The sequence below is a fragment of the Emticicia oligotrophica DSM 17448 genome, from assembly GCF_000263195.1.
GTDB classification, from domain to species: Bacteria; Bacteroidota; Bacteroidia; order Cytophagales; family Spirosomataceae; genus Emticicia; species Emticicia oligotrophica.
This window is the reverse complement of record NC_018748.1, coordinates 1,618,837-1,645,494: the sequence shown is the minus strand read 5'-3', so window position 1 is coordinate 1,645,494 and position 26,658 is coordinate 1,618,837. Positions and strand designations below refer to the sequence as shown.

Sequence of the window (26,658 nt, the reverse complement as noted above, 5' to 3'; positions counted from 1 at the left end):
TATTTTCTTTGTATTGTTAACCAAAAACTTCAAAAAAATATGTCACTTATTGCAATGTACCTCCAAGAATTAGAACAAGAATCGGCTACTACTCGTAAGTTTTTGTCGATTGTTCCAGATGACAAATTAGATTGGCAGCCACACCCAAAGAGTATGACGATTCGTCAATTAGCTACACACATTGCTGAATTACCTACTTGGATTACCTATGGTATTACGACTGATGAATTGGATTTTGCCCAAACTCCTTACGAACCAAAGGTAATCAACAATAGAGCTGAATTATTGGCTTATTTTGAAGAATGCTTTGCTGATGGTCGTTCGGTATTGGTTCCTGAAAATGAAAGTAAATTATCAGAATCTTGGGTACTTCGTGCGGGTGACCAGATTTACATGGATATCACGAAGGCTGAAACCATACGCAATGCCTTGAGCCAAACAATTCACCACCGTGCTCAATTAGGAGTTTTCTTACGCCTTTTGGATATTCCGATTCCTGGAAGTTACGGCCCAAGTGCCGATGAATTAAGTTAATCGCTTACATCCTTCATTGCCATTAAGTGTATTATACACAAATTTTATGAAAAAGCTATTTTAAGGGTAACGTATTCCACACAACACTTTGAAATGTTTAGGCAGGTAGCAATGCAGCTACTGCCTTGCATTTCTCAAAATCTGCTTCATAAATTTCAAATTCATTGCTTAGTGCCGCACTAGCCATACTCACATCGGGCTTGCGGAAAATCATTTTACTTTCTTGAATCCCCTTGCCTGTCATGTGTAGTGCACGCACACCAACTGATAAAAATTGTTGGGCATTTTGAGCAGAAACTCCACTTCCAGCCATAATTTCAATACGATTTTGAGATTTTTCAACCAAAGTTTTAAGCAAATCAATTCCTTCGATGGCAGTGTTTTTTTGGCCCGAAGTCAAAATTCTTTCACAACCACACGCTATAATATCTTCTAATGCTTGAATGGGGTTATTAGCCACATCGAATGCTCGGTGAAAAGTTACTTTTAAAGGTGCCGCTAAACGAACTAATTCTGAAGTACGTATTTGGTCAATGCTTCCATCAGGATTTAAAATTCCGAAAACTACGCCATCAGCCCCTAAATCTTTCGCCGTTTGAATATCTTCTTTCATAACGGCAAATTCAGCATCGGAGTAACAAAAATCGCCTCCTCTCGGGCGAATCATTACATAGAGTTTGACATGAAGATGCTTACGTGCCAAACGAATCAATCCAGCCGATGGAGTTGTACCCCCCTCAAACATCCCACCACATAATTCTACACGGCCAGCACCTGCATTTTGAGCAGTTAGGCAAGATTCTAAAGAAAAACTACAAATTTCGAGCATGTCTTATATTTTTTGTGACACAAATTTGAAAGTTGCGTTACGCTGTTAGTTCACGAAAAACTTCCTCAATACCTTTTCCGCCTTGTTTGAGTTCGGAAAGGGTACCATTAGCTACAATTTTTCCTCGATTAATAATCACTACGCGGTCGCAGATAGCTTCTACTTCCTGCATAATATGGGTGCTAAAAATAACTGTTTTATTTCGCCCAACCGATTTTATCAATTCTCGAATTTCTACCAATTGATTGGGGTCAAGACCAGTAGTAGGCTCATCTAGAATTAGCACATCTGGGTTATGAATAAGAGCTTGTGCTAAACCCACACGTTGGCGATAGCCTTTAGATAATTGACTAATTTTTTTATGTTTTTCTAAATCTAAACCCACCATTTTGATGGTTTCGGCTACTTTAATTTCTAAAGTTTTACATCTTAAACCATAAAGCGAACCCACAAATTCAAGAAATTCACGCACATACATATCCAAATAAAGTGGATTATGCTCAGGCAAATATCCAATGCTCTTTTTTACTTCCATGGGCGATATTTTTACATCGAAACCATTAACCACAGCCGAACCATCGGTGGCAGGTAGATAGCCCGTAAGGATTTTCATCGTCGTAGATTTTCCTGCACCATTGGGGCCCAAAAAGCCAACGATTTCGCCCTTGGCAACTTCGAAAGATATATCATCAACGGCACGTTGGGTGCCATAAACTTTACTTAGATTTTGAATTTTTATTGACATGTGATAGTCGCTAGACCACCGACCACGGTCGATAGTTTTTGTTTATTTGAAACAATAACGCAAAAATAGGTTTTCTGGTGAAAACTTTTCTGAAAAAATAGTCTTCGATGTGGTTTTTGGTTAAATTTGATAAACTCAACCTTACAAACTAATGAAAAAACTTCTTTTTTGGGGCTTATTTCTAAGCCTATCTGTTGTATTCGCACAAGAAAAAAACGTAAAAATGGGAATCGTAGGCATGACCCACGACCACGTTTATCAAATCTTACACAATCCTAATCGAGCAGGAGTAGAAATTGTAGGTTTTGCCGAGCCCAATAAAGAATTGGCCTTAAGATTATTGAAGAAGTATAATTTGCCCGAAAGTCTTTGGTTTTCGAGCCTCGAAGAAATGATAACCAAAGCCAAACCCGAAGCGGTTTGTGATTTTAGAAGTATCATTGAGCACCTCGAAACCGTACAAAAATGTGCTCCCAAAGGCATACATGTAATGGTTGAAAAACCGCTTGCTGTAAACTTTGCCCATGCTAAAGAAATGGAAGCCTTGGCTAATAAACACCATATTCAATTATTAACTAACTATGAAACTACTTGGTACGCCAGCAATCATCAGACTTTTCGAATGATTCATGAGCAAAATGCTATTGGGGATATAAGAAAAGTGGTTATTCATGATGGACATCGTGGGCCCAAAGAGATTGGGGTTAGCAATGAATTTTTTAGTTGGCTTACTGACCCCATAAAAAACGGCGGTGGAGCAATTATTGATTTTGGTTGTTATGGTGCGGATATTATGGCTTGGCTTATGAAGGGTGAAAGACCTACTTCTGTGACAGCCATTACACAAACTATTAAACCAGAAATATATCCAAACGTTGACGATGAAGCGACGATTGTGGTAACTTACCCTAAAGCTCAAGGAATTTTTCAAGGTTCTTGGAATTGGCCTTTTGATAGAAAAGACATTGAAGTTTATGGAAAAACAGGCTATGTTTTTGCCGATAAATCGCCTCAAATGACAATCAGAAAAGGCGATAGAAATGCACTTCCCGAAGAAAAAATTGCCGTAACACCTCTCGAAACACCCATGAACGATGCTTTTACTTACTTTGCTGCGGTGGCACGTGGTAAAGTAAAATCAGAAAACGATTTGGGTTCTTTAAAGATAAACATGGTAGCGATGGAAATTTTAGATGCTGCCGTGAAATCATCAAAAACTGGGAAGACGGTTGTGTTGAAATAAACAGCGATTAAAATCGCCTAAATGAGGATATAAAAATAGTTATATAACAAGAAAGCCCATCAGCAATGATGGGCTTTCAAAATATCTTATTTCAAGAATTATGCTTTTGCTTCTTCAGCAGTTTCAGCCGATGGTACAAATAATTCTGGCATAGTAGCCGAAAGAATATTATACCAAGTAATGATTTTTTTCACATCTGAAGCATATACACGCTCACGGTCGAACTCAGGCATAATTGCACCAAAAAGGTCAAAAACTTGAGCATTTGAAGCATTTTTGAAGTCGAAATCAACTTTCTCTCCGTGAATTTCACGAGCCTTCAAGAAAATATCACTTAAAGGAATTGACGTATTTGGGTCTTCAGTATAAATAGAAATGTCTTTCAATACCGATACACGAGCATTTGAACTTACCATTTCTTTTTGCTTTTTGTCATCGAGTGTTTCAACAATCACCCCACCACGTCCGGGTTTCAAAATTCTATACAAACCGCTTTTACCTGAAATGTGGGCAATATCTCTTAATAATTCCATTTGATAAATTATATTGTTTTTGTTTAGTTGTTTGTCAATCAACGACATTCAACGATATTTCTTTAATTTCTTTCGGCGTTATTTATAACGGTGCAAAAGTACAAATTATTTCGTAAAAGACAGATTCATCTCTTCGATTGCTTGCAATATTTCATCACGCCCAAGACGTCTTTCCGATGAAGTAATGAAATATTGAGGAATTTTCGTCCAGCTCAATAGCATCGTTTTTTTAAATAACTCAACGTTTTTCTCCGCAGTAAGCCCTCCAACTTTATCTGCTTTCGTAAAAATTAGACAAAAAGGCACATCACGCTCACCCAAGAAATCGAGAAATTCTAAATCAACTCTTTGTGGTTCGTGGCGAATATCAATCAACACAAACACACAAACAAGGCTTTCTCGATTAGCTAAATAATTTCCAATCATATCGCCCCATTTTTCTCGTTCGTTTTTAGGAGCTTTGGCAAATCCATAGCCTGGCAAATCAACAATATAGTACTTTTTATTAATCTCGAAGTGATTAATAAGTTGCGTTTTCCCAGGAACTTGTGAGGTTTTGGCTAGGTTTTTATTACCCGCCAGCATATTTATTAACGAAGATTTCCCAACGTTCGAACGGCCAATGAAGGCATATTCGGGTTTGGTTGGCGGCGGACATTTTCGATAGTCGGCGGCACTCGTAACAAACTTCGCTTCTATTAATTTTGGAGTTTTCATATTACTAACATATCACCTTTTTTACTGATTCTTGCATGAAGACAGCTTAGAAACCTGTCCTACAAAATCAAAAAGGAGAAAGAATTTAGCACAAAGGTACTCAATTTCTTTCTCCTTTCGGTGATTATTTATTTGAAGTCTTACTTTATCTCTAACTCAAATGGCATTCTGGCTTGAATTTTATCCATGCTTTGAAGATTTTTGAGTTGCTTGGCATACGGAGCAAAATCGCCTAAATACGCTTTAAGTTTTGCATCTTCTTGGTCATTACCAAATTTTTCGATGAGTGTCTCAATACTTGATTTTTGTATTGGAAGATATTTTACTCTATAATCGCCCTCTTTTAGTTTAGCTTTTTGTGCTGCTACTTTAATAGCCACATCAATACCACCCAAAATATCCACCAATCCGTTGGCTTGGCCTTGTGAGCCTGTCCAAACACGACCACTTGCAAGACTTTTCAATTTCTCTACACTCATGTGGCGGCCTTTGGCAGCTTTAGAAGTAAAGCTTTCGTAACCTTTATTCACCCCATTTTGAATCATATTTTTCTCTGCATCAGTCATTGTGCGAGTAGCAGATGGGAAATTGGCATATTCGTGAGATTTCACGCCATCAAACGTTACACCTAACTTTTCGTTCATCAACTTCTCCACATTAAACATCACCCCAAAAATACCAATCGAGCCTGTGAGTGTAGTTGGCTGAGCCACAATGGTATCGCAACCCATTGCCATGTAATACCCTCCCGAAGCAGCATAATCGCCCATTGAAGCAATGACTGGTTTTACTTTTTTAGTCAATTCTACTTCTCTCCACATCACATCAGAAGCCAAGGCACTTCCACCACCTGAATTGATACGTAATACAATCGCTTTGATTTTACTATCTTTTCGGGCTTTTTGCAATTCTTTTACGATAGTTTCCGAGCCAATTGTACCATCTTGACTTTCGCCCGAAAGAATATCTCCTTCACCGACAATTACTGCAATACGGTTTGAGTTACTACCTTCTTTTACCAATTTATCGGCTTTGAGGTATTTATTTAAAGTTATGTATTCTATCTTTTTATCTTTTTCAGAACCTAATTCGTGGCGAAGTGCGGTTTCGAATTCATCCCAATAGCCAGTGTTTGTTAGAATTTTGTACTTCACTGCATCTGATGGCTCTTGAATCAAGGCTTTATTGAGAATTGTATTTACTTCTTCCAAAGAAAGCTTACGTGCTGATGCAATATCTCCGTAAAAATTATTAGCGATATCTGAGATGAACGATTGCGTTTGCTCGCGATTTGCATCACTCATTTTTGTCAAGAAAAATGGCTCTACTGCACTTTTATATTCACCCACACGGAAAATTTCGGGTTTTATACCAATTTTCTCAAAAAGGCCTTTCATGAAAGTATAGTTGGCACTCAAACCATTAAAATCTACGCCTCCAGCTGGAGTTATATAGCTTTTATCTGCTACTGAAGCTAAATAAATGCCACCTTCAGTCATGGTTTCGGCATAAGAGTAAATAAACTTATTTGACTTCTTAAAATCTAACAAATATTCTCTCACCTCTTTCAAAGTAGCAAAACCGGCCATCGGGTTTTCAGCTTTTAAATAAATTCCCTTGATGTTCGGGTCGATTTTTGCATTAGCCAAAGCTTCTTTGATTTGTGGCAAACTTACTTGGCCCGGTGAATTTCCGCCCGATAAAATATCATTCAGTGGGTCTTCTTCTGGAGCGTTTTCACGGATTACTTGATTCAAATCGAGTTTAAGTACTGAATTTGCAGCAACTTCAGTTTTAGTGTCAGAACTCGACATCAAACTTCCGATTCCTAGTAACAAAAAGAAGCTAAGAACTGTGAAAAGAAAGATACCGACAATCGTTGCAAAAACATATTTCAAAAATTGTAACATATACGGTTATAGTTTATTATTTTATTTCTGTTTACAAAAATATATGTATATACAGAAAAGTAAGTTTAGTATTTGATAGATGGAGGATATTAATTATGAGTTATGAATTATAAGTGCCGAATTATTTTTTTAATCTAGTATTAGAGACAAGGTATGCCTTGTCTCTACACTTAATTTATGCTTTATGAAGGGCATCTGCAATCTTACGGTCGTTTGATAGACGCGGAACCTTGTTCTGTCCACCTAATTTTCCTTGTGAACGCATGTAATCAATAAATGCATTTTTGGGAAGTGATGTAATGACCAATTTACGAAGAATACTTCCTGTAATTAGGTCATCATAGTACACATTCAGTTCGGTCATTCGCTTATCTAAATCGTTATTGAACTGCTCTATATCTCTTGGAGGAACAGCAAACTCAATCAGCCATTCATGATAAGGCAAACCTTCGGCTGGCGTAACCATTGGTGCGACTGTAAATTCAACTATTTCTACTTCGGGTTGTCGTTCGCAAGCATATTTCATGGCTTTTTCAACTTCTTCGCCAATCACGTGTTCGCCAAAAGCTGAAATATAATGTTTGATACGCCCTGAAACAATTACTCTGTAAGGATTCAGGGATACGAATTTCACTGTATCCCCAATCGAATATCCCCAAAGTCCAGCATTATTATTCACAATAAGAGCATAATTTTTACCCAATTCTACTTGTTCGATGCTCAAACGAGTAGGCTTTTCATTGAAAAACTCTTCTGCGGGAATAAACTCATAGAAAATACCAGTATTAAGCAATAACAACATTCCTTCGTTGTTTTGCTTATCTTGGTAAGCAAAAAATCCTTCTGAAGCAGGAAATAGCTCAACCGAATCGATTTTCTTTCCGATAGATTCGAATAGTTTCGCACGATATGGTTCGAAGTTTACTCCCCCATAAACGAATAAATCGAATGTTGGAAAAACATCTTTAATCTTTTTACCCGTACGAGCCTGAATACGGTCGAAATACATCTGCACCCATGGTGGAATGCCCGAAATAAGGCTCATAGGTTGATTGATGGTTTCATCAATGATTTTTTCCAATTTCGTTTCCCAGTCTTCAATACAATTTGTTTCGTAAGAGGGTAAACGATTCGCTTGTAAATAAGCAGGAACGTGGTGCGTAGAAATTCCCGACAAACGACCAGTTTTAATACCTGCTTTTTCGGTCATTTCTGGACTTCCTGAAAGAAAAATGAGCTTATTATCTAAAAATTTAGAATTACCTGTTTCGTGAATATAATTCAAGAGGGCATTTCGTGCCGAACTGATATGATTATCAATAGAATCTTTCGAAATTGGAATATACTTTGTACCTGAAGTAGTACCCGAAGTTTTGGCAAAATAAAGCGGTTTCCCATTCCAAAGTATATTTTCTTCACCTTCGGTTACTCGCTTGATATAGGGTTTAAGGTCTTCGTAATCACGAATCGGAACGGCCTGTTTGAAATCATCATACGAATGAATGTCTTTGAAATGATGGTCACGACCGAAAACTGTTTGAGCAGCTTGGCTTACTAATTTTTCTCTCCATTCGGCTTGTACTTCCGCCGAACGAGCCATCCACTTCTTTTGCTGTGCAACCACATACGCTGCTATGGGTTTACTAAGTATCGAACGAACTCCCATGTTCTATGATTTATGTTCCTGCTCTTTTCTCTGGTTAGTATAATGTGTCGAGTAGCAAAGATAGTATTTTTTTCGTTTAACGAATTACTTCGCCCTTAAGCATGACATAAAACCGCGATTTTATGAACAATATTACAAAAACAAGTATTTCTTGAACAATAACAACAATGCTTTTTTTGTTATAAAAACAGGTGTTTGATAAGTAAATATGCTTATAAAGTACCTATTTTATTGAAAAATCGACGCATACTTGAAAAACCTGCACCTCAAAAGAGCATACTTTTCTGTTTTTCAATACTTTTTCAACTTTTTAGAAATATTTTGCAAATAATAGTTGTAAATTTGCGACCAAATTAAAATTATAAACCCATTAAAGCTTTAAAATGGCTGGATTGTTTAACTTCCTCACGAGTGACATCGCGATTGACTTGGGTACGGCAAATACCCTCATTATCTACAAAGACCAAATCGTTGTAGATGAACCTTCTATCATTGCTTTGGATAAAATTACTGGAAAAGTGTTGGCGATAGGACACAAAGCGATGCAAATGCACGAAAAAACCAATGAAAATATAAAAACTATTCGTCCACTCAAAGATGGTGTAATTGCCGATTTTACCGCCGCTGAATTAATGATTCGTGGTATGATTAAAATGATTGAGACGGGTCGTAGTTGGTTTTTCTCTCCTTCACACCGTATGGTTATTTGTATTCCATCGGGTATTACTGAGGTTGAGAAACGTGCGGTAAAAGACTCTGCCGAACACGCAGGTGCCAAAGAAGTTTATATGGTTCACGAGCCAATTGCTGCGGCTATCGGTATTGGTATTGATATTGAGCAACCTAATGGCTCAATGATTGCCGACATTGGTGGAGGTACAACAGAGATTGCAGTTATTGCACTTTCGGGTATCGTTTGTGAAGCTTCGGTTCGTATTGCGGGTGACTTGTTTACAAGAGATATTGTTGACTATATGCGTCGTGAGCATAATTTGCTTATCGGTGAACGTTCGGCTGAATTTATTAAAATTCAAGTTGGTGCAGCATTGCCAGACTTAGATAATCCTCCAGCAGATATCGAAATCCGTGGCCGTGACTTGATGACGGGTATTCCGAAAGAAATTAAAGTAACTTATAGTGAGATTGCTTACGCTCTTGATAAATCTATTTCGAAAATCGAAGAAGCTATCATGCGTGCATTGGAGATGTCGCCACCAGAACTTTCTGCCGATATCTACGAAAATGGTATTTATTTGACAGGTGGTGGAGCATTGCTTCATGGTTTAGATAAGCGTTTGGCAATTAAAACAAAACTTCCTATTCACGTAGCTGATGACCCACTTCGTGCGGTTGTGCGTGGAACAGGTGAGATTTTGAAAAATATCGAAAAATACAGAGCAGTTATAGTTCAGTAAACTTTTTTGAGTTCTGAATTCTGAGTTTTGAGTCTTTCAGGAGCTTACATTTAAGTTAGCTCTGAAAATAATAGCAAAAAATTGAATAGCTCTTGAAGTTATTCAATTTTTTTATTATCAAGATACACTCGAAGCTGTTACTCAGAACTCAGAATTCTAAACTAAGAAAAACATGTCGCAACTCTTCCGACTCATATTTCGCATACGAAATTTTCTTTTGTTTGCTATTCTCGAACTTGTCAGCTTTTGGTTGCTCGTGAAGAACAATCATTATTGGGATGTTTCGTTTTTTAACACATCCAACTACTACGCTGCCAAAACACTCGAAAGCTCGAATTATGTAAAAAATTACATGAATCTTGGCAACATAAACGACCAATTAATTGCCGAAAATGCTCAATTAAAAAAAGCAGTTGCTACTATGCAATCACTAAAGCCAAGAGAAGGAGAATACTATAAAGTAGATTCGGCTTTTGCTCGTAGATTTGAATTTAAAGTAGCTAAGGTGGTCAATAATACCGTTGGCTTATCGAAAAACTATTTGACTATTGATAAAGGTACCCTCGATGGTATTGAGCCAGGTATGGGCGTTATTTGCCCACAAGGGGTAGTAGGAACTGTCATGCAGTGCTCAGAACACTTCTCACGTGTGTACTCCATTCTTCACTCAGAATCGAAGGTTTCTTCTGAAGTTAAGAATACGACACTTCGTGTGAAAAACGATAAAGCTTTAGGTATTGCAGAGTGGGGTGGTTTGAATCCTAAAATTATTAACCTAAATACGATTGACCGCTTTAAGCCAATCAAACAAGGTGACTCGGTGGTTACTTCTGAGCAAAACGTTATTTACCCATCAGGTACGATGATTGGTAAGATTCGTAAACTGAGTGCCAAACAAGACCAAGCCTTCTTCGATATTGAGGTTGAATTGGCAACTGATTTCCGTAACTTGTCATACGTTTATATCGTAAACAACAAGTTGAAAAAAGAACAAGATTTATTAGAGCAATCAACTACCGAAGAAAAGAAATGAATTCTCAGACGGTCATAAAATTAGTTTTTACCTTCATCATATATTTAGTATTACAAATTGTAGTTCTACGCAATTTTGTATTCTTTGATGTAGCCTTTTGTTTTGTATATATAGCCTGTATTTTACTTTTACCCGATGATATTGCTCCAGTTTGGGTCATACTGATAAGCTTTTTGATAGGTTTATTGGTAGATATTTTCTATAATACTGCTGGTGTTCATGCCTCGGCGAGTGTGATGGTCGGCTATTTACGTACTTACATTATTAAATTTTTGTTTCCTACCAAAGGCGTTGAAAATGAAATTACGATTTCATTAAAAGAAATGGGCAGTGAGCGTTTTGTGAGATACGTAGCCATTCTTACAATTATTCACCACTCAATGTTATTTTTTGTTGAAGCTGGTGGTTTTCAGTTCTTCTTGATTACTATCTTGAAAATTATTTGTAGCGTAATTTTTACTACGTTTTTAATTATCATCTTGCAATATGTGCGTGGAAATTAATCTTTTCCACGCATAATTTTTCTGCCACACTACTTCTTTATAAGCACTTTTAAAGCCATACGGCTCTACAGCCACTCTTAATTACTTGTTTGTTTGATTCCGGATTTGTGTGAAATTATGATGAAATCGTTTAAAAGCTTTCCTTTCCAAAGCCTTCCTTTTATTTTACTTTTTTTTATTTCTTTTTCCTTTATTGCCTGTCAAAATAATGGTTCAACTAGCGAAACTAAACCTATTGATAGTGTAGCTCTGAAAAAAGAAGAAGCACGTATAAAAAAAGAAATTAATGCTGATAAAAAAGCAGCTCTAATTGAGCAAATTATTCAACAAAAACTAAAAGAAGGTTTCAACGGAAATATCTTAGTTGCTCAAAAAGGAGTAATTATTTATCAAAATGCCTTTGGTTTTGCCAATTTTGAAGATACTCTTAGAAATAATCTTCAATCGAAATTCCAATTAGCCTCTTTATCTAAAACATTCACAGCGGTGGCTGTTATGAAGTTAGCTGAACAAGGTAAATTAGGACTTGATTTTACCGTAAAAGACTATTACCCAAATTTCCCATACGATGGCATTACGATTCGTAGTTTGCTTTGTCATCGTTCGGGTTTACCGTTTTATCAATATACCTTCGATAAAACTGTCAGACAGTCAAAGGTGTATCCAACAAATCAAGAAATCATGACTTGGTTTGCCAATGCACAGCCTACTCCTAGTAGATTTAATCTCCCTGACCATTATTTCGGTTATAATAATACTAACTTTGCTATTTTAGCAGCATTGGTTGAGAAAGTAACTAACAAATCATTTGAGGCTTATATGCGTGAAAGTATCTTCTTACCTTCGGGCATGAAAAATACTTTTGTGGTTACTACGAAAAATGATTCTATAAATATTAATCGCACGATTGGGTATCAATATGGTCGAAGAGTAGCAAAAGATTATTATGATGATATTACGGGTGATAAGGGGGTTTATTCGACCTTGGGAGACCTTCTTCTTTGGTATAAAGCATTAAGAAACAATACTTTAATTAGTAAGGAATCTTTCCGCGAAATGATAATGCCACGCAGTTTTGAGTTTCCAGGACTTAGAAATTATGGCTACGGATTTAGACTTTGGGTGAATGCGAAACAACAAACCGACTATGTTTATCACACTGGTTGGTGGAAAGGCTATAATACGATTATGTTTTTTGACCCACGTGAAGATTTTGTAATAATTCTGTTGAGTAACCGCTATAATCGAACGGTGTATAATATCAAACAACTCATTGAAGTTATGCACGGTGGTAGCTCAACAATGGAAGAAAGTATTTTAGATGAATAAAACTGATTTTATCAAATAAAGCCAATGTGCCACATCTCTTATTAAGGTGTGGCATATTTATTTAACAAATCCTTCATCCTGACATCAAAACTTTGAAAGTATATTTGTGGCTCATACATTATACTTTTATCATTGAACTTGTTTAAGATTATTTATGCGGAAAAATAGATGCTCAAGAAAGAGGTAATTTTGTTTTGCGAAGCAAAATATCCAAATCAAATGAGCAATTTAGACAAAGATAGAATTAAAACCTATATTCTTCCATATTTAAGCCAAGGTAAACGAGGTAAAAATTTAACTGAAGATAAACGTATAATTATTGTTGTATCTATTTTCCATCGTTTGAAAACGGGCAGCGTCGGCTGTCCTATTCCAATGGAGAGAATTGCGGTTGGAGAAATATTTTACTGAAAAATATAGTTATGCATCAGTATTTTATCGCCGCGGCGAATCGTCACTTCAACAGATGGAGTAATGATGGTTCATGGAAAAGAAAGTGGATTGGTTTATTAGGGAAATATAAGAATCATTTAGACTTATCAAGTATTCAATTAGATGGTTCTCAAACCAGAGCGAAAAGATGTGGAAATAAAGTTTAGCAGAAATAAGGCAACAATTAACACAATTGATAGATTGGCTTGACCAAGCTAATATTAGAACCGAAGGATTATTTCTAAATGCAGATGCTGGGCGGTTCGCCTCTGCGATTTGATAGTTAGGAGTGTAGGCAAATATGTTCTAAGCATCATATTGAAGCTAAAATATAGCTTTCAATAAAAGAAATGGAGCTATTGAAAGCAGAAACGAATATTTAGATGAACTTTTATATGAAAATCGTTATGTCATAGAAAGGGTTTTTGCTTGGTTGGAAGCTTTTAAAACTTTGCTTATTAGATACGAAACGACGGCAATATATTGGTTAAATCTGAATATTATAGGAATAGTGGTGTGTTTTGTCCGAAAAATATCCAGTAAAATAAAATCTTAAACAAGTTCACAATGAATAGATAAAAAAAAAGCTAATTTTAATTATTACTCTTTTGGATGATTTGCAATATGTGCTTTGCTCAAAGAGGGTCTTTGAGGGGTACGGGCAAAATTATAACTCGAAATTTTGATATCAAAGATTTTGATAAAGCGTCGATTGAAGAATTTTGGTGGTAAAGTTGAAATAGAAATCGGAAAGACATTTTCAATAAAAGTTGAGATTGATGAAAATTTAGAGCCATGATTTGAAGTAAAAAAAGAACTTCCCGAAAAAAAGCATTACACCCTACTGGCCATCGCTTTTGATGGTGGCTTCAATTCTAAAGCAACTTTCAACCGAGAACTTAAAAAGTTTACAGGGCAATTGCCGATTAGATTTGAAGAAACCTAAATCTAAAAAACAAAGCCCCTGTTCATAAATGAGCAGGGGCTTTACTATAGTAAAACAATTTGGGATTTCTTATTTCAAAGAAGCAATCAGTTTTTCGTTCAAAGCTACGTAGTCATCGTTTTTGCCAGCTTTAGCTAATTCAATACCTTTTGTTGCGGTAGCAATTGCTCCAGCCTTGTCACCAGATTTTGCTTGGATTTTTGCTTTTAGGTGAACCATCCAGTAGGCACTTGGTTGTGCTTCGATAGCTTTGTTTACCCATGCTAAAGCCTTATTTAAGTCTTTGCCATTATCAAAATAATAACTTGCCGCAGCAAAATATGGGCGATTATCAACATTCATGGCGTTGTCAATTGATGCCATGATTTTGGTATCAATATCTGCTTCTACTGGAATGCTTACCGCAGTTTTTTCCCAGAGGATTTGAATGTTTGCAGAAGCAGGCAATACATCACCAATCATGATGGTAAATGATTCGATGTGCATCGGTAAACTCATAGATTTTACTTTGAAACGAGCAACATCTTCTTCTGTTTTATAACCGCTCAAACCACCATTGTTTACACCTTTATTTAAGATAATTTCCCATTCGTTTTGGTTTGGAATAGAGTAAAGAGCATACGAACCAGCTTTCACAGCTACTCCACCTACTTTTACGTCTTCGCCAAAAGTTACTTTCGTAGCACCATTGGCTCCTGTTCTCCACATTTTTCCGAAAGGAACTAAATCACCGAAAACTTTACGGCCTTTAGCTAACGGACGAGAATAATTTACTTCGATTGATGAAAGTGCAAAATCTTGTTTAATAGTTTGAGTTGGGCTTGGGGCTGGTGTTTTTACACCTTGTGCCATTGCACCCATTGATACAAAAAGAGAGAATAGTAAAACGATTTTTTTCATTTTTAATTGAGATTGTGTTTGAATACGTATAACGACGAAAACAGCAAAATGTTTTTTTTCTACTAAAAAAATCCCCCTTTGAAGGGGGTAGGGGGATGTAATTTAAATAGCAAACTATACCAAACTTATTTTCTTTCCAGTTTGTGCAGCTTCATAGATAGCCATTAAAATTTTCATATCTCGTTTACCCTCTTCTCCATCAATATGGCTTGGAAATTTACCAGTTTCGATAAATTCTTTACAAATAGCCTCCATCATTACTGTTTGATGGTGGACTACTGGTAGTTTCAAAGAACCATCATTTGTGCTTCCTTTGATTGGACCATAGCTGTAAGCAGGGCTTAGTTGCACCCAACCTTTGTCGGCCGAAACGTAGAGTTGTTCGATATTTGATTTATAAGAAGTAAAGCCATTAACAATGGTACCACCCGGAAATTCCATTTGCCACGAAACGCATTCTTCTACATCCTTAAAGCGTTCTTTATCGGTAATTGGCCCAAATTGTGCTGTTACCCAAAGGGGTTCTTCTCCTGTTACATAGCGAGAGGCCTGCACGCAATAAATACCCACATCCATCAATGGGCCACCTCCAGCCATGGCTTTTTTGAGTCGCCATTGGGTTGGGTCGCCAATGGTAAAGCCAAAGTTGGTTTGGATGAATCTTACATTACCTTTTTCCTTTTTCTGACCAATACGCATGATTTCTTGTGTGTGCGGCTCAAAATGCATACGATAACCAATGCCCAACTGAACGCCTGCCTCTTTACAAGCTTTAATCATCGCCTCACATTCAGCAACAGAATTAGCCATTGGCTTTTCACACATTACATGTTTGCCCGCTTTGGCTGCTCGAATTACAAATTCAGGGTGCAAAGAGTTTGGTAAAACCACATACACAATATCAACGGCTTTGTTTTTGGCTATTTCATCAAAGTTTTGGTAGTTGTATACGCTTTCTTTGGGCAAATTATACTTTTTCGACCATTCCTCTGCTTTGGCTGGAGAACCAGTAACAATGGCAGCTAAATAACAGTTTTTAGCATTTTCTAAAGCAACTGCTAATTGATTTTTGGCGTAGCTCCCCAAACCAACGAGGGCAATACCCAGTTTTTTATCATCTTTTTTTGAACCTGCTTCTGGAATGGCCATAACTGATGGAATAGCAAAGGCAGCTGCACTAGTACCGAGTCCGATTCCAAGGTTTTGGAGGAATGAGCGTCGAGATTGATTTTCAGACATTTCTTTAGTAAATTAGGGGTGAATTTTAAGAATATTTATGCAGTTTTGTGTAATTTATTTACATCAGAATCTGTTTCTAAAAGTACAAACTAAATTATAAAATCGAAAGTAGAAAAGTGGAAGAAAAGAAAATTCAAAATAGTCAATCAACAATTCGTACACCAATTGTCGTTGCAACAACATTGGTGGTTGGCATTCTGATTGGAGCAACTTTTTTTGGTGGACGTAGGGTAGGTGGAGATATTTCTCGTAGTTCAAATAAATTCAAAGAGATTCTGACTTACATCAATCGAAGTTATGTAGATAGTGTAAACACTGATTCACTGGTTGATTATTCGATTACGAAAATGCTCGAAAAACTCGACCCTCATACGTATTATTTCCCACCCCAAGAAGCTGATATTGCTCGATCGCAGCTTGAAAGTGGATTTGATGGTATTGGTATCGAATTTAATGTTTTCAATGACACACTTTATGTCGTTACGCCACTCACAGGGGGGCCATCAGAAACAGTAGGTATTCAAAGTGGAGATGCTATCATTAAAGCAAATGGAAATAAATTGACAGGAAAAGATGCTAGTAGTGCTAATATTTTTGCTAATCTGCGAGGGAAGCGAGGTACTGAAGTAAAACTCGAAGTGAAACGCCGTGGATTTAAAGATTTACTAAAATTTACGGTAGTAAGAGATAAAATCCCACAATATTCGGTCGATGCAGCATATTTAATGGAGGATAAGAAAACGGCTTATATTAAAATTAATCGTTTTACAGAAACTACTTACGATGAATTTAAGCAACATATGACCGACCTCAAAAAGCAAGGAATGAAACAATTATTGCTTGATTTGAGAGGAAATCCAGGTGGTTATATGGATAGAGCAACCGATATTGTTGATGAACTGGTTGGTGGAAAAGATGTGATTGTTTATACAGATGGCAAGGATTCTCGGAATAATAGAAAAACCTATGCTGGTAATGATGGCATGTTTGAGAAAGGAGCCATTGTGGTGATGGTTGATGAAGGAAGTGCCTCTGCCTCTGAAATCGTTTCAGGTTCATTACAAGATTATGACCGTGCTTTGATTGTTGGCCGACGAACATTCGGAAAAGGTTTAGTGCAACAGCCTATTCAACTTTCAGATGGTTCGGAGCTTCGCCTTACAATCTCTCGATATTATATTCCTAGTGGACGAAGCATTCAGAAACCATACGAAAAAGGGCATTTAGAAAATTATGAACACGAACTCGATGAGCGTGGAAAATCGGGTGAATATTTTATAGCCGATAGTATCAAAAATAACCCTAAAATGCGATTTAAAACCAAAGGTGGTAGAGTTGTGTATGGTGGTGGCGGTGTAACACCCGATATTTTTGTGCCGAGAGATACCAGCCATATTACCAAGTATTTACTCGAACTTTATGGTAAAAATATCCTGCGTGAATATGCCCTTAATTATGCAAATACCAATAGAAAAACACTAGAAAAGCAAGCATTTACTGCTTTCTTGAAAGATTTTGTTATTAGTGATGTCATGCTTGAAGAAGTAAAGAAAATGGCAGTAAACGCCGAAGTAAAATTCAATGCTTCTGAATATGCTCGCTCAAAAGAGTTTATCAAGTTGCAAATAAAGGCCAATATTGCTCGCCATGTTTGGCAGCGAAATATGAAGAATGGATTAAATAATGAGTATTACCAAATTATTTATAGCCAAGACCCGCTCTTCCAGACTGCAATTAAGCAATTTGTAAAAGCCGAAAAATTGGAAAAGGATAAAAAGATTTAAAATAATAAAGGCGAGGGTTCAAATCCTCGCCTTTTGTTTATGTTATTTTTTGCGTTTCTTAGATAAATTATATCCAAAGCCTAAATTTGCCCTAAATACTCCTAAGTCAAAGTTGCTATTGGCATAAGGAGAAAGTTCGAAAACCACTTGAAGCCCTGGTAATTGTTGAATAGGGTAGGTTCGAACACCAAAATTAAGACTATAACCTTCTAATGGCTTTTGTTTCGAAGCATCGGGGTTTAAATAATTCAAAAAGTTTGCCTTTACGCCGGCTCCTATATAAAACTTAGCTCGTTCGCCTTTGCTTACGTTAAACATTGGGGTAACTTCGGTGCTCAATGATGAAAAATAAGAGTTCATCTGAAAGCGAAAATCAGCCCAGAATGGTTTATCGGGGTTTGAGGCTACAGAAAATACAGAGTTGAATGGGTAATATGTAAAAGTTTGGGCCTGAGAAAAATGGGCAGTGGCAGCAAATAAAGTAATTAATAGTAGTTTTTTCAGCATGCTAGAGGGGTTATCATGATACAAAACTAACAAGAAAGCCGATTAAATAATATCATTTTCTAAAATTAGCCCTTCTTTCGCTTTACTATTTTGTTCATCTACCAAGCGATTGATTTCTTTAATGACTTCGAAAAATACCGACAATTTTTCAGCAGGAATTTGTTCTTGAATCATTTTATTGAAAATAATTACGCCTTCACGAGAAAAACTACGCTTTTTTCTTCCCTCTTCAGTTAAGAAAACTCTCACAAAACGCTTATCATCGGGGTCTATTTCTCGGTAAATCCAACCTTTTTCTTCCAGTGTTTTGAGCATACGAGTAAGGCTTCGTGGCTCCATTCCAATCGAAGGTCCAATTTTTGTAGCAGGAGTACCTTTTTCAGAGTCGATATTGAGCAACACATAGCCAATTGCCATGGTCATATCGTTGGGGTTAGCATACGCATTATACATACGCGAAATAGAGTGCCAAGCCCATTTTATGTAAAAATCAACTGTTTTTTCCTTCTTCATTGGTGTTTTTTGCTTCGAATCTATACAAAAGTAACAAAAAAACAGTATGCAGGCATACTGTTTTAAAGTTTTTTTATTGAGCAAAAACTATTTTCTTAAAAAACTATGATTTTAGTCAATTTCTGCGGTTTTGATTTTAGCATTGAATACGTAAGTCTTCTTACCGCTAGGTTGAATGAAGTTTACGATATTGGTTTGGTCATCGAAAAGCTCTTGCATTATGCTATTGTAGATGATATTACCCTTAAAATCAGGGCTATTCGGAATTTCTACATAAACCCAAGTCGCATCACCTTCCATTTCCTTACCTAAAATCGACATCGCCTTTTTTTGTTTTTGGGGCGTAACAATCATAAAATGTTGCTGAACGTATTTACTCAAAATTGCATCACTATTATCATTTTTTCCACCAATCATTACTTTTTGCCCATTATTGGCTTTCGTAAGAGCAGTCTCTAAATCATCGGTAAACATACGAATACTAATCTCCAAAGATTTTTCTTTAGGATTGTATTGAATTTCTGTCAACGAAGTATGAAAGGCATGAACGATTTTAGTTTTTCTACTAATAGAGTGGTCAGCCGATCTATCAATAAAAATTGTGGCTGGATTAAATATCGTTAGCCCTAAAAAAGCAATTAAAATCTTAATCATTTCTTACTTAAACAAAGCCTTGAATGTATCATTGAACAACACAAGAATCATCAAAGTGAGAAGGATGAAAGTACCAATTTGTTGGGTACGTTCCATAAATTTCTCTGATGGTTTGCGGCGTGTAATCATTTCATAAAGTAAAACCAAAACATGGCCACCATCAAGTGCTGGAATTGGTAAAGCATTCATAAATGCTAAGCCCATTGATAATAAGCCAGTTAAGCCCCAAAATCTTTCCCAGTCCCACGATTTGCCATACATTTGTGCTAAACCAACTGGGCCGCTTACAGCATTTCCTGCTGAAATATGTCCTTTAAAGATGCGGCCAAAACCTTGGATTTGGTTTGGAATAACCGATAAGGCATCTTTCGCACCTGTAATAAATGATTCACCAAATGTCAGTGTGCGTTTGCTAGATATTAATGTAAATTCCGAAGTAAAACCAATCGTACCTTCTTTGGTTACTTCTGGTGAAATTTGTAATGTTTTTCCTGCTCTTTCAACGCTTAAGTTTACTTTTTTACCAGCGAATTTCTTTAAAGTTGCTTGAAAATCTTGGAAGCAAACCGTTGTGATGGTGTCAATTTTCAAGATTTTATCACCTGCTTTCAACCCTGCAGCTTCGGCTGGCATTCCTTTAGCAATTTCGCCCACTTTAAATGGATAAATTGGCTCCATGAATGGAATTTTGCTGGCTACTTTGTCAATCAAATCGTTTGGTACAGGAATCTCTTTGATTTCACCATTGCGTTCAATCGTGAAATTGGTGTTTTCTTGCATTAATGCCGCACGAACATCTCCTGAACTTTCATAATCCTGACCGTTAACTTTCAAGATTTTATCGCCTGTTTTAAGTCCAATTTCTTGGGCTAATGGGTGAGCATAGTAGCCTAATTTGTTCACTTCTGCTTTTGAATAATATTCTTCTCCCCAGTAGTATTTTACACCCCAGAAGATTAATATACCTAAAATGATGTTTACAATAATACCACCAAGCATAACAAAAAGACGTTGCCAAGCTGGTTTCGAACGAAATTCATAAGGTTCAGGAACAGCCGAAAGCTGCGAAGAATCTTTGGTTTCATCAATCATACCCGCAATATCTACATAGCCACCAAGTGGAAACCAACCTAAGCCGTATTCAGTATCACCTTTTTTCTTTTTCCAGAGTGCAAAATTGAGCACATTGGGTAATGGAAAAAGGAAATCGAAGAATATGTAAAATTTATTAACTCTAATTCCGAAAATGCGGGCGAAAATAAAATGCCCAAACTCGTGTAATCCGACTAAAATAGTTAATGCCAGCAAAAGCTGACCAATCATTGTTAAAATTGCCATTAGTTGACGTTGATTTGTTTTGATTCTGAAAAGTCGATTTTTAAGACAAAAAGCTTGATTTTTTTCTTAGCAATTATCCGAACTTCGACTTTATTAAAACCTGTTTTTTTATGAAATTATTAAAAAACTATAGATACTTTACTAAAATTTACTCCAAAATTGCTGTACCTTCTAAATAATCAGCAGCGATATTGGGCTTATTAACTGACCAAATTCCTACATACGAACGATACGGAAACAAAAATCGGTTATCTTTAAGCGAAAAAATTATCTTTTTTCTATAATCTGCCAATGTCTCCATTCCATTTTGCAAACGCATTTCATTGATTCTTTGTTCATCTGCGGCATCTATTTGTCGAAAAACCCACTTATTTAATTTAGCGGAAAACGCTTTTCCTTGTATCATTTCGGGTTCGTCGCTCATGATTTTAAATACATGCCTAGCCAAAAATATATCATTGCCGTTAATTGTGGCCATGATATGCGAAGCGGAATGAGGTGTTATACGTCCACCTTGGGCGGCATTGAGCAAATGATTTGAGAAATTAATGGTTTGATTATCAGATGTTTGTCGGCGGATGACAGTGTAGAATGGATACTGAATGATTGGCATTCCACCTTCTCCACAGCCGATTTGGTCTTCACCTGGAAATCCATATTTATCAAAAATATAGTCAAGCTCGGTGGCATTTTGACGGTCTATTTTCACGATACTATCGGCAAAAGCTTGGGCATCACGAACGCGATATGACTTGTCTCGCTCAACAATTTTAGCTAATTTATCTTGTAAACTTCGATTTATTTTCTGGTCGAACTCACGTTTTTTTGCCAAAAAGCTTTTCTCAAAGTTTCTCCAATTAGGGTCTTGCTGAATGCTTGTAAAGGCAGCTTCATCTTTAATAAAATCAAGACTTATGCCTTTGTTGGCTACTTCGAGCAAATATTTGTAGGTATTGGTTGCATCGCCCAAGTAGGTTGCACAAACGGCCGCATTGAAATAGTCTTTCATGAAAGCACGCGGAACAGTTGCAAATGCTTTTTCATAATTTTCGAATGCATCTTTGTATTTGCCATCAATAATGGCCAATTCGGCTTTGTTTATGATTGGGTGATAGGCTTTTACGTAATTTATTTCTTGTGCTGATGCCCACAATCCGACGGTACTCAAAACCAATACAAAAAATAATCTCATAAATAGTTGATACAAATTCAAAACCTTAATTGGGCTAATTGTTTTCGATTAACGAAACTATCTTCAAAATTAGCATAGTTTTAGTAAAAAGAACGAATTTTAATGAAAACTTTGTTGTTTTAAAATAGACCAAAGAGATTATAGATTTTATTTTTAATGATGGATTCTGCTAAATACGAAGTAGTAATTATTGGTGGTGGGCCAATTGGCCTAGCTTGTGGAATTGAAGCTCAAAAAGCGGGCTTAAGTTATGTGATTTTAGAAAAAGGATGTTTAGTAAATTCACTATATAATTATCCTGCCAACATGACTTTCTTCAGTACTTCTGAAAGGCTTGAGATTGGCGATGTGCCATTTGTATCGAATAATGCCAAACCAACTCGCAGCGAAGCTCTTGAATACTACAGAAGAGTGGCTATTCATAGAAAACTCAATGTAAAGCTTTTTGAAGAAGTTTTAGAGGTAGTAAAAGCAGATGAAGTCTATCAGATAAAAACAAAGAAACACAACTATGAAGGTAAGCACGTGGTTATTGCCTCGGGGTTTTATGATATTCCGCACATGTTGGGAGTAAAAGGCGAACATTTGCCTAAAGTAACGCACTATTATAAAGACCCACATTTTTATGCTTTCCAAAAGGTTTTGGTAGTAGGTGCGAATAATTCGGCGGTTGATGCCGCACTTGAAACTTGGCGGAAAGGTGCCGAAGTTACCATGGTGATTCGTGGCGAAGGAGTAGGCGAACGCGTGAAATATTGGGCAAAGCCCGACATAGAAAACCGAATCAAAGAAGGTTCGATTAAAGCCTATTTTAATTCAGAAATTGCCGAAATCACAGAAGATACAGTCGTTATAAAAACGCCAGAAGGCTTGGTAAGTGTAGAAAATGATTGGGTAATTTCGATGACAGGGTATCAACCTAATTTAGGTTTTTTGAAGAAAGTAGGTATCAATCTTTCAGCCGATGAAATTATGAAGCCTCAGTATGATGAAACAAGTATGGAAACCAATTTACCTAATGTATATTTAGCTGGAGTTATCTGTGGAGGAATGAATACGCATAGCTTGTTTATCGAAAATTCGAGAGTGCATGCCGAAAGGATTATTACGAAGATTTGTCGTGGAACAAGTTTCTAACTTGTTTTAATTCATAAATCATCATTCCAAGAACCAATACATATTCAAGTATAACTAAATAAAGATTTTCTTGATAAAGGTCTGTCTGATAAGCCGCATAGCTAAAAAACACTGTATATGACCAAAGTATTGGGTAGCGAAAGTTGGTAAAAATGGCAATTACCAAAAGATTGGTTGCATACCAAGGGTGTATGGTTGTAGCCATTGCAAAATAAAGTGTTAAGATAAATAGAGCTGCCTGATGTATATCTTTAACCTTCCAAGAAATAAGTATGATGCTAGAAAATGTGATAAATGCCAGCGTTTTTCCTAGAAATCCGATGATATTATAGCCCCAAATCCAATAGCCAACTTCACGCAGTAAGTAATAAATACTGGCATTAAACTCAAACTTTTGGAAATATAGATTTACACTCGAAAACAGCTTTTCGATAAGTGCTTTATCGAGAAATGGTAAGAAGAAAAGTCCACAAAAAGTGGCTACTAAAGCACCATACCAAATGCCTTTTTTGAAGCCTATTTTCTTAATTATGAGTGGAATAAAAATTAAAGGAAGTAATTTTACACAGACTGCACAAGCAAATAAAAAAGCACTAATAATGAGCTGAAACCGCTCTTTAATACCTACATAAAAAGCCCAAACTACAAAAAACATCACAACGCCCTCGAAATGTAAATTGCCGCATAATTCAATAATAATGAGTGGGTTGAATGCATAGAGTGCAATGACTTTGGGATTTGATGAAAGCTTTATTTTTTTAGCAGAAAGTTTGGCGATAATTAAAAGAATACCTACTTCGGCAGATAGAATAAAAACTCTTAGGAATATAACATTCAACCATAAATTATTAGGCGAAAGCCAAGCTGAAATGCCAAAAATGAATTGATTGAGCGGAGGATAAACGGTATAATAATTAGGTGAATTGAGTTTGTCGAAAATAGATTTGTCGCCAATAATAGGCTTAAAATCAATAGATTGGACAAATTCAGCGGGTAAGGTTGTATAAGGGTTTAAGCCATGACTGAGCAAGCGACCATCCCAAACAAAACGATAAAAATCATCGGATAAGGCGGGTATGGCAAAAAGTAGTAATATTCGAAAAAAAATGCCCGTGATGATCGTCTCACGAGCATTTTTGAAAGTATAAATAAGACAATAATACAAAACAAAAAGGCCTGTATATAAGCCTATTAATTGCCCAAATGATTGGCGTTGGGTGAAATATCCGAGATTGATAAGTAGGCATGAAAAAAGCGTAATGAGGCCTATTTTCAGTAAACTATCTCGTAAATGGATGGGATATTTCATCATATTATTTTTAGGTAAGACTTCGCTCTGAGCGAAGTCTTACCTTTATTTCAAAACTAGAGAAACAACTTTAGGTTGAACAATGGCATAGTCGCTAACCTTGCCAAGCCCTGAGTATCGTACTTTAAAGCCCTTGTTTTCGAGAATATGGATGGCATCTCGGAGTGACATCCCACTCACATCTGGTAAATCCTTTCGGTCTTCTACTCTTTGCCACGCAACTGAACTTCCATTTTTCGAGGCTTTCACCCAACCTGCACTACTCGGTGAATTCTGAATGCCCAACTCTTCATTCACTGTGCGGAAATCTTCAGCGTAACCAGCTTGTGCTTGTGTTTGGATTTTCTGAATATTAGATGCTTTATTTTTAGATGGATGCAAGGCTACATCATAAGCAAATATTTTATCGGCAATCGTGCGAAATACTGGAGCGGCCACATCACGGGCATAGAGGTTGGCACCCTGAGGCTCATCAATAATTACTGCACAACTATATTTAGGGTTATCTGCTGGGAAAAATCCAATAAAAGCCGTATAATATTGGTTTTTTACGTAGCCATTCTCACGTTTTCTTGAAGTTCCCGTTTTTCCTGCTACTTTGCAAAAGCCCGTATTGATGTTTTGTGCAGTACCATTTTCCACTACACCTCGCATCATTTCTTGAGCCAATTTGGCCGTACGCTCTGAACAAATAGGCGTTGGGTCTTGGTTGGCTTCAAATCTTTCGGTGACTCGGTCGGCTTCACGAATTTCTTTTACAATGAGTGGCTGTACCCAATGGCCATTATTGGCAATGGCATTGTAGAAAGTTAGCATTTGTAAAGGCGTAAGTCGAGTTTCATAGCCAATCGACATCCAAGGAATAGTGGTATTACTAAAAGTAGAACTTTTACGATTTTTAATAATTGGTTCGGTTTCACCTTTCAACTGAAAACCAACGGGTTGGTCGAGTTTAAAGCGAGTCAGGTAAGATACAAACTCATCGGCATTAGAGAAACCAAAATGCTTTTTCACCAGATTATAGATGCCGATATTGCACGAATGTTCAAAAACTTGTTTTACGGTCTGATTTCCGTGTTCTTCCGAACATGTCATTTCGGTTTTATTGTGCATAATACTTCCGCCGCAAAACCCAGCATCTTCATTCAGACTAAGATTCGATTTTTCTAGTAAAGCCACCATAGTAGCCAATTTGAAAGTCGAACCAGGGTCAGTTCCACCCCTTACGGCATAATTGAAATCTTCGGTATAGAATTTACTAGTAGAATCAGAGCCATTTCTTCTCGAAAGATTGGTAATGGCCTTAATTTCACCCGTGGCAATTTCCATCACTACTGCCGAACCATATTTGGCATTGGTATTAATAACTTGATTGCGAAGGGCACTTTCAACAATATCTTGGTAATTTACATCAATAGTAGTGATTACGTCTAAGCCTGCTTCTGGGCGTACTTCTGGGCTATCTTCTACAGGTTTCCATACACCCCCCGTGAGACGCTGAAATAAGCCCACGCCATCTCGGCCAGCTAAGTAATTATTGAAGCTAAATTCAATACCAAAGTCACCACGCGTTTGCGTATCACGGTCGAGTTTTCCGATAGAACGCAAGGCCATGTCGTCAAAAGGCATTACTCTTCGCTCAAGTCGTTCAAACTTTCCACCTCCTTTCATGGGGCCTTCTCTAAAAAATGGGAATGTCTTTATTTGCTGACGTTCTTGGTAATCAACCAAACGATTTCCAAGAGCCACGAAAATCAGTTTCTTTTCTTCGCGGGCATTTTTAATTAGGCGTTTATAATCCTCGGCCGAGCGATCTTGAAAGAAATTGGCTAGTTTTCGGCATAAACTGTCGATTTTTTCTTTGAAATAAGCAGGTTTGGCTCTCGTGACATCAATTCCTACACGATAGCGGGGTACAGATGTAGCTAATAAGCTACGACCATCAGCAGCGAAGATATTTCCTCGCTGAGCTCTTATTTTCATGGGCTTGCTTTGTACTTTCTCCATTTTGTCCGCCCACTTTTTCTTCTGAAAAACCTGAATAACAAATATTTGAGCAGTAATTAACGAGCCTATGATAAAAACGATTCCAAAGGTTACTTTCGCACGCCACTGGATTTCTTCACGTATTGAGCGTTTTGGAGCCATAATTTTAATGAGTTCTGAGTTCTGAGTGTAGAGTTCTGACAGGGGTATTCTTGTAATTCCAAGTAAAAACTCAAAATTCAGAATTGTACAGACGGGTATCCC

25 protein-coding genes are annotated in these 26,658 nt (G+C 36.9%); 10 read left to right on the top strand and 15 right to left on the bottom strand.

The annotated features are described in order from the left end of the window. The first annotated feature begins 39 nt into the window (after positions 1–39). Entirely contained in the window at positions 40–534 is a 495-nt protein-coding gene (locus EMTOL_RS06815; RefSeq protein ID WP_015028538.1) for a DinB family protein, read from the top strand. 97 nt (positions 535–631) lie between these two features. Here the strand turns inward: EMTOL_RS06815 and EMTOL_RS06810 are convergent, their stop codons facing one another. Together EMTOL_RS06810 and EMTOL_RS06805 are read right to left on the bottom strand one after the other, a co-directional pair. After that, complete coding sequence (locus tag EMTOL_RS06810; RefSeq protein ID WP_015028537.1) at positions 632–1,363, bottom strand: copper homeostasis protein CutC; 732 nt, start codon at positions 1,361–1,363, stop codon at positions 632–634. 37 nt (positions 1,364–1,400) lie between these two features. After that, the gene (locus EMTOL_RS06805) at positions 1,401–2,108 is read right to left on the bottom strand and encodes an ATP-binding cassette domain-containing protein (protein WP_015028536.1); all 708 of its coding nucleotides are present in this window, start codon (positions 2,106–2,108) and stop codon (positions 1,401–1,403) included. Between the two features lie 151 nt (positions 2,109–2,259). On the opposite strand from EMTOL_RS06805, the gene EMTOL_RS06800 reads away from it, so the two are divergent. Continuing rightward, positions 2,260–3,351, top strand: coding sequence for a Gfo/Idh/MocA family protein (locus tag EMTOL_RS06800; RefSeq protein ID WP_015028535.1), 1,092 nt, complete (start codon positions 2,260–2,262; stop codon positions 3,349–3,351). Positions 3,352–3,449: 98 nt separating this feature from the next. On the opposite strand, the gene EMTOL_RS06795 is transcribed toward EMTOL_RS06800, so the two are convergent. The 4 genes from EMTOL_RS06795 to EMTOL_RS06780 all read right to left on the bottom strand — a co-directional run bounded on the left by EMTOL_RS06795 (position 3,450) and on the right by EMTOL_RS06780 (position 8,177). Beyond that, positions 3,450–3,884, bottom strand: coding sequence for a DUF5606 family protein (locus tag EMTOL_RS06795; RefSeq protein ID WP_041693446.1), 435 nt, complete (start codon positions 3,882–3,884; stop codon positions 3,450–3,452). A 105-nt stretch (positions 3,885–3,989) separates the two neighbouring features. After that, the gene (gene yihA, locus EMTOL_RS06790; protein ID WP_015028533.1) at positions 3,990–4,601 is read right to left on the bottom strand and encodes a ribosome biogenesis GTP-binding protein YihA/YsxC; all 612 of its coding nucleotides are present in this window, start codon (positions 4,599–4,601) and stop codon (positions 3,990–3,992) included. Positions 4,602–4,741: 140 nt separating this feature from the next. Then, entirely contained in the window at positions 4,742–6,511 is a 1,770-nt protein-coding gene (gene sppA / locus EMTOL_RS06785) for a signal peptide peptidase SppA (RefSeq protein WP_015028532.1), read from the bottom strand. A gap of 175 nt (positions 6,512–6,686) precedes the next feature. Then, on the bottom strand, positions 6,687–8,177 hold the full coding sequence (locus EMTOL_RS06780) for a GH3 auxin-responsive promoter family protein (protein ID WP_015028531.1): 1,491 nt from the start codon (positions 8,175–8,177) through the stop codon (positions 6,687–6,689). Between the two features lie 383 nt (positions 8,178–8,560). Between EMTOL_RS06780 and EMTOL_RS06775 the strand changes: the two genes are divergently transcribed. The 6 genes from EMTOL_RS06775 to EMTOL_RS22375 all read left to right on the top strand — a co-directional run bounded on the left by EMTOL_RS06775 (position 8,561) and on the right by EMTOL_RS22375 (position 13,056). Continuing rightward, entirely contained in the window at positions 8,561–9,592 is a 1,032-nt protein-coding gene (locus EMTOL_RS06775) for a rod shape-determining protein (protein ID WP_015028530.1), read from the top strand. Positions 9,593–9,764: 172 nt separating this feature from the next. Continuing rightward, positions 9,765–10,625, top strand: a complete 861-nt coding sequence (mreC, locus tag EMTOL_RS06770; RefSeq protein ID WP_015028529.1) for a rod shape-determining protein MreC — start codon at positions 9,765–9,767, stop codon at positions 10,623–10,625. Continuing rightward, positions 10,622–11,128, top strand: a complete 507-nt coding sequence (locus EMTOL_RS06765; RefSeq protein ID WP_015028528.1) for a hypothetical protein — start codon at positions 10,622–10,624, stop codon at positions 11,126–11,128. Before mreC ends, EMTOL_RS06765 begins: the two co-directional genes overlap by 4 nt. A gap of 117 nt (positions 11,129–11,245) precedes the next feature. Next, a complete protein-coding gene (locus EMTOL_RS06760; RefSeq protein WP_305953191.1) occupies positions 11,246–12,457 on the top strand; it encodes a serine hydrolase domain-containing protein in 1,212 nt (403 codons plus the stop codon). A 168-nt stretch (positions 12,458–12,625) separates the two neighbouring features. Further along, a complete protein-coding gene (locus tag EMTOL_RS06755) occupies positions 12,626–12,868 on the top strand; it encodes a hypothetical protein (protein ID WP_041693444.1) in 243 nt (80 codons plus the stop codon). Positions 12,869–12,879: 11 nt separating this feature from the next. Then, complete coding sequence (locus EMTOL_RS22375; RefSeq protein ID WP_305953190.1) at positions 12,880–13,056, top strand: hypothetical protein; 177 nt, start codon at positions 12,880–12,882, stop codon at positions 13,054–13,056. A gap of 848 nt (positions 13,057–13,904) precedes the next feature. Here the strand turns inward: EMTOL_RS22375 and EMTOL_RS06750 are convergent. Further along, positions 13,905–14,735: a DUF2911 domain-containing protein gene (locus EMTOL_RS06750; RefSeq protein WP_015028526.1), complete on the bottom strand. Its 831-nt coding sequence runs from the start codon at positions 14,733–14,735 to the stop codon at positions 13,905–13,907. Positions 14,736–14,849: 114 nt separating this feature from the next. Further along, positions 14,850–15,974 carry a Gfo/Idh/MocA family protein gene (locus EMTOL_RS06745; protein WP_015028525.1) on the bottom strand — a complete coding sequence of 375 codons (1,125 nt, stop codon included), beginning with the start codon at positions 15,972–15,974 and terminating at the stop codon, positions 14,850–14,852. 116 nt (positions 15,975–16,090) lie between these two features. Between EMTOL_RS06745 and EMTOL_RS06740 the strand changes: the two genes are divergently transcribed. Continuing rightward, positions 16,091–17,758 carry a S41 family peptidase gene (locus tag EMTOL_RS06740; RefSeq protein WP_015028524.1) on the top strand — a complete coding sequence of 556 codons (1,668 nt, stop codon included), beginning with the start codon at positions 16,091–16,093 and terminating at the stop codon, positions 17,756–17,758. Between the two features lie 42 nt (positions 17,759–17,800). Here the strand turns inward: EMTOL_RS06740 and EMTOL_RS06735 are convergent, their stop codons facing one another. The 5 genes from EMTOL_RS06735 to EMTOL_RS06715 form a co-directional block, all read right to left on the bottom strand. Next, entirely contained in the window at positions 17,801–18,265 is a 465-nt protein-coding gene (locus EMTOL_RS06735) for a hypothetical protein (RefSeq protein WP_015028523.1), read from the bottom strand. Between the two features lie 42 nt (positions 18,266–18,307). Beyond that, a complete protein-coding gene (locus EMTOL_RS06730; protein WP_015028522.1) occupies positions 18,308–18,778 on the bottom strand; it encodes a MarR family winged helix-turn-helix transcriptional regulator in 471 nt (156 codons plus the stop codon). A 111-nt stretch (positions 18,779–18,889) separates the two neighbouring features. After that, the gene (locus EMTOL_RS06725) at positions 18,890–19,432 is read right to left on the bottom strand and encodes a DUF6702 family protein (protein WP_015028521.1); all 543 of its coding nucleotides are present in this window, start codon (positions 19,430–19,432) and stop codon (positions 18,890–18,892) included. A 3-nt stretch (positions 19,433–19,435) separates the two neighbouring features. Further along, positions 19,436–20,770, bottom strand: a complete 1,335-nt coding sequence (rseP, locus tag EMTOL_RS06720; RefSeq protein WP_041693443.1) for an RIP metalloprotease RseP — start codon at positions 20,768–20,770, stop codon at positions 19,436–19,438. Between the two features lie 148 nt (positions 20,771–20,918). Then, positions 20,919–21,962 carry a hypothetical protein gene (locus tag EMTOL_RS06715; protein WP_041693442.1) on the bottom strand — a complete coding sequence of 348 codons (1,044 nt, stop codon included), beginning with the start codon at positions 21,960–21,962 and terminating at the stop codon, positions 20,919–20,921. 156 nt (positions 21,963–22,118) lie between these two features. Between EMTOL_RS06715 and EMTOL_RS06710 the strand changes: the two genes are divergently transcribed. Then, entirely contained in the window at positions 22,119–23,099 is a 981-nt protein-coding gene (locus EMTOL_RS06710; RefSeq protein ID WP_015028518.1) for a YpdA family putative bacillithiol disulfide reductase, read from the top strand. Here the strand turns inward: EMTOL_RS06710 and EMTOL_RS06705 are convergent. Beyond that, positions 23,068–24,408, bottom strand: a complete 1,341-nt coding sequence (locus tag EMTOL_RS06705; protein ID WP_015028517.1) for an MptA/MptB family glycosyltransferase — start codon at positions 24,406–24,408, stop codon at positions 23,068–23,070. The genes EMTOL_RS06710 and EMTOL_RS06705 overlap by 32 nt on opposite strands. A gap of 45 nt (positions 24,409–24,453) precedes the next feature. Further along, positions 24,454–26,556 (bottom strand): penicillin-binding transpeptidase domain-containing protein, encoded by a 2,103-nt coding sequence (locus EMTOL_RS06700; RefSeq protein WP_015028516.1) that lies wholly within the window; start codon positions 26,554–26,556, stop codon positions 24,454–24,456. Positions 26,557–26,658: the final 102 nt, after the last annotated feature.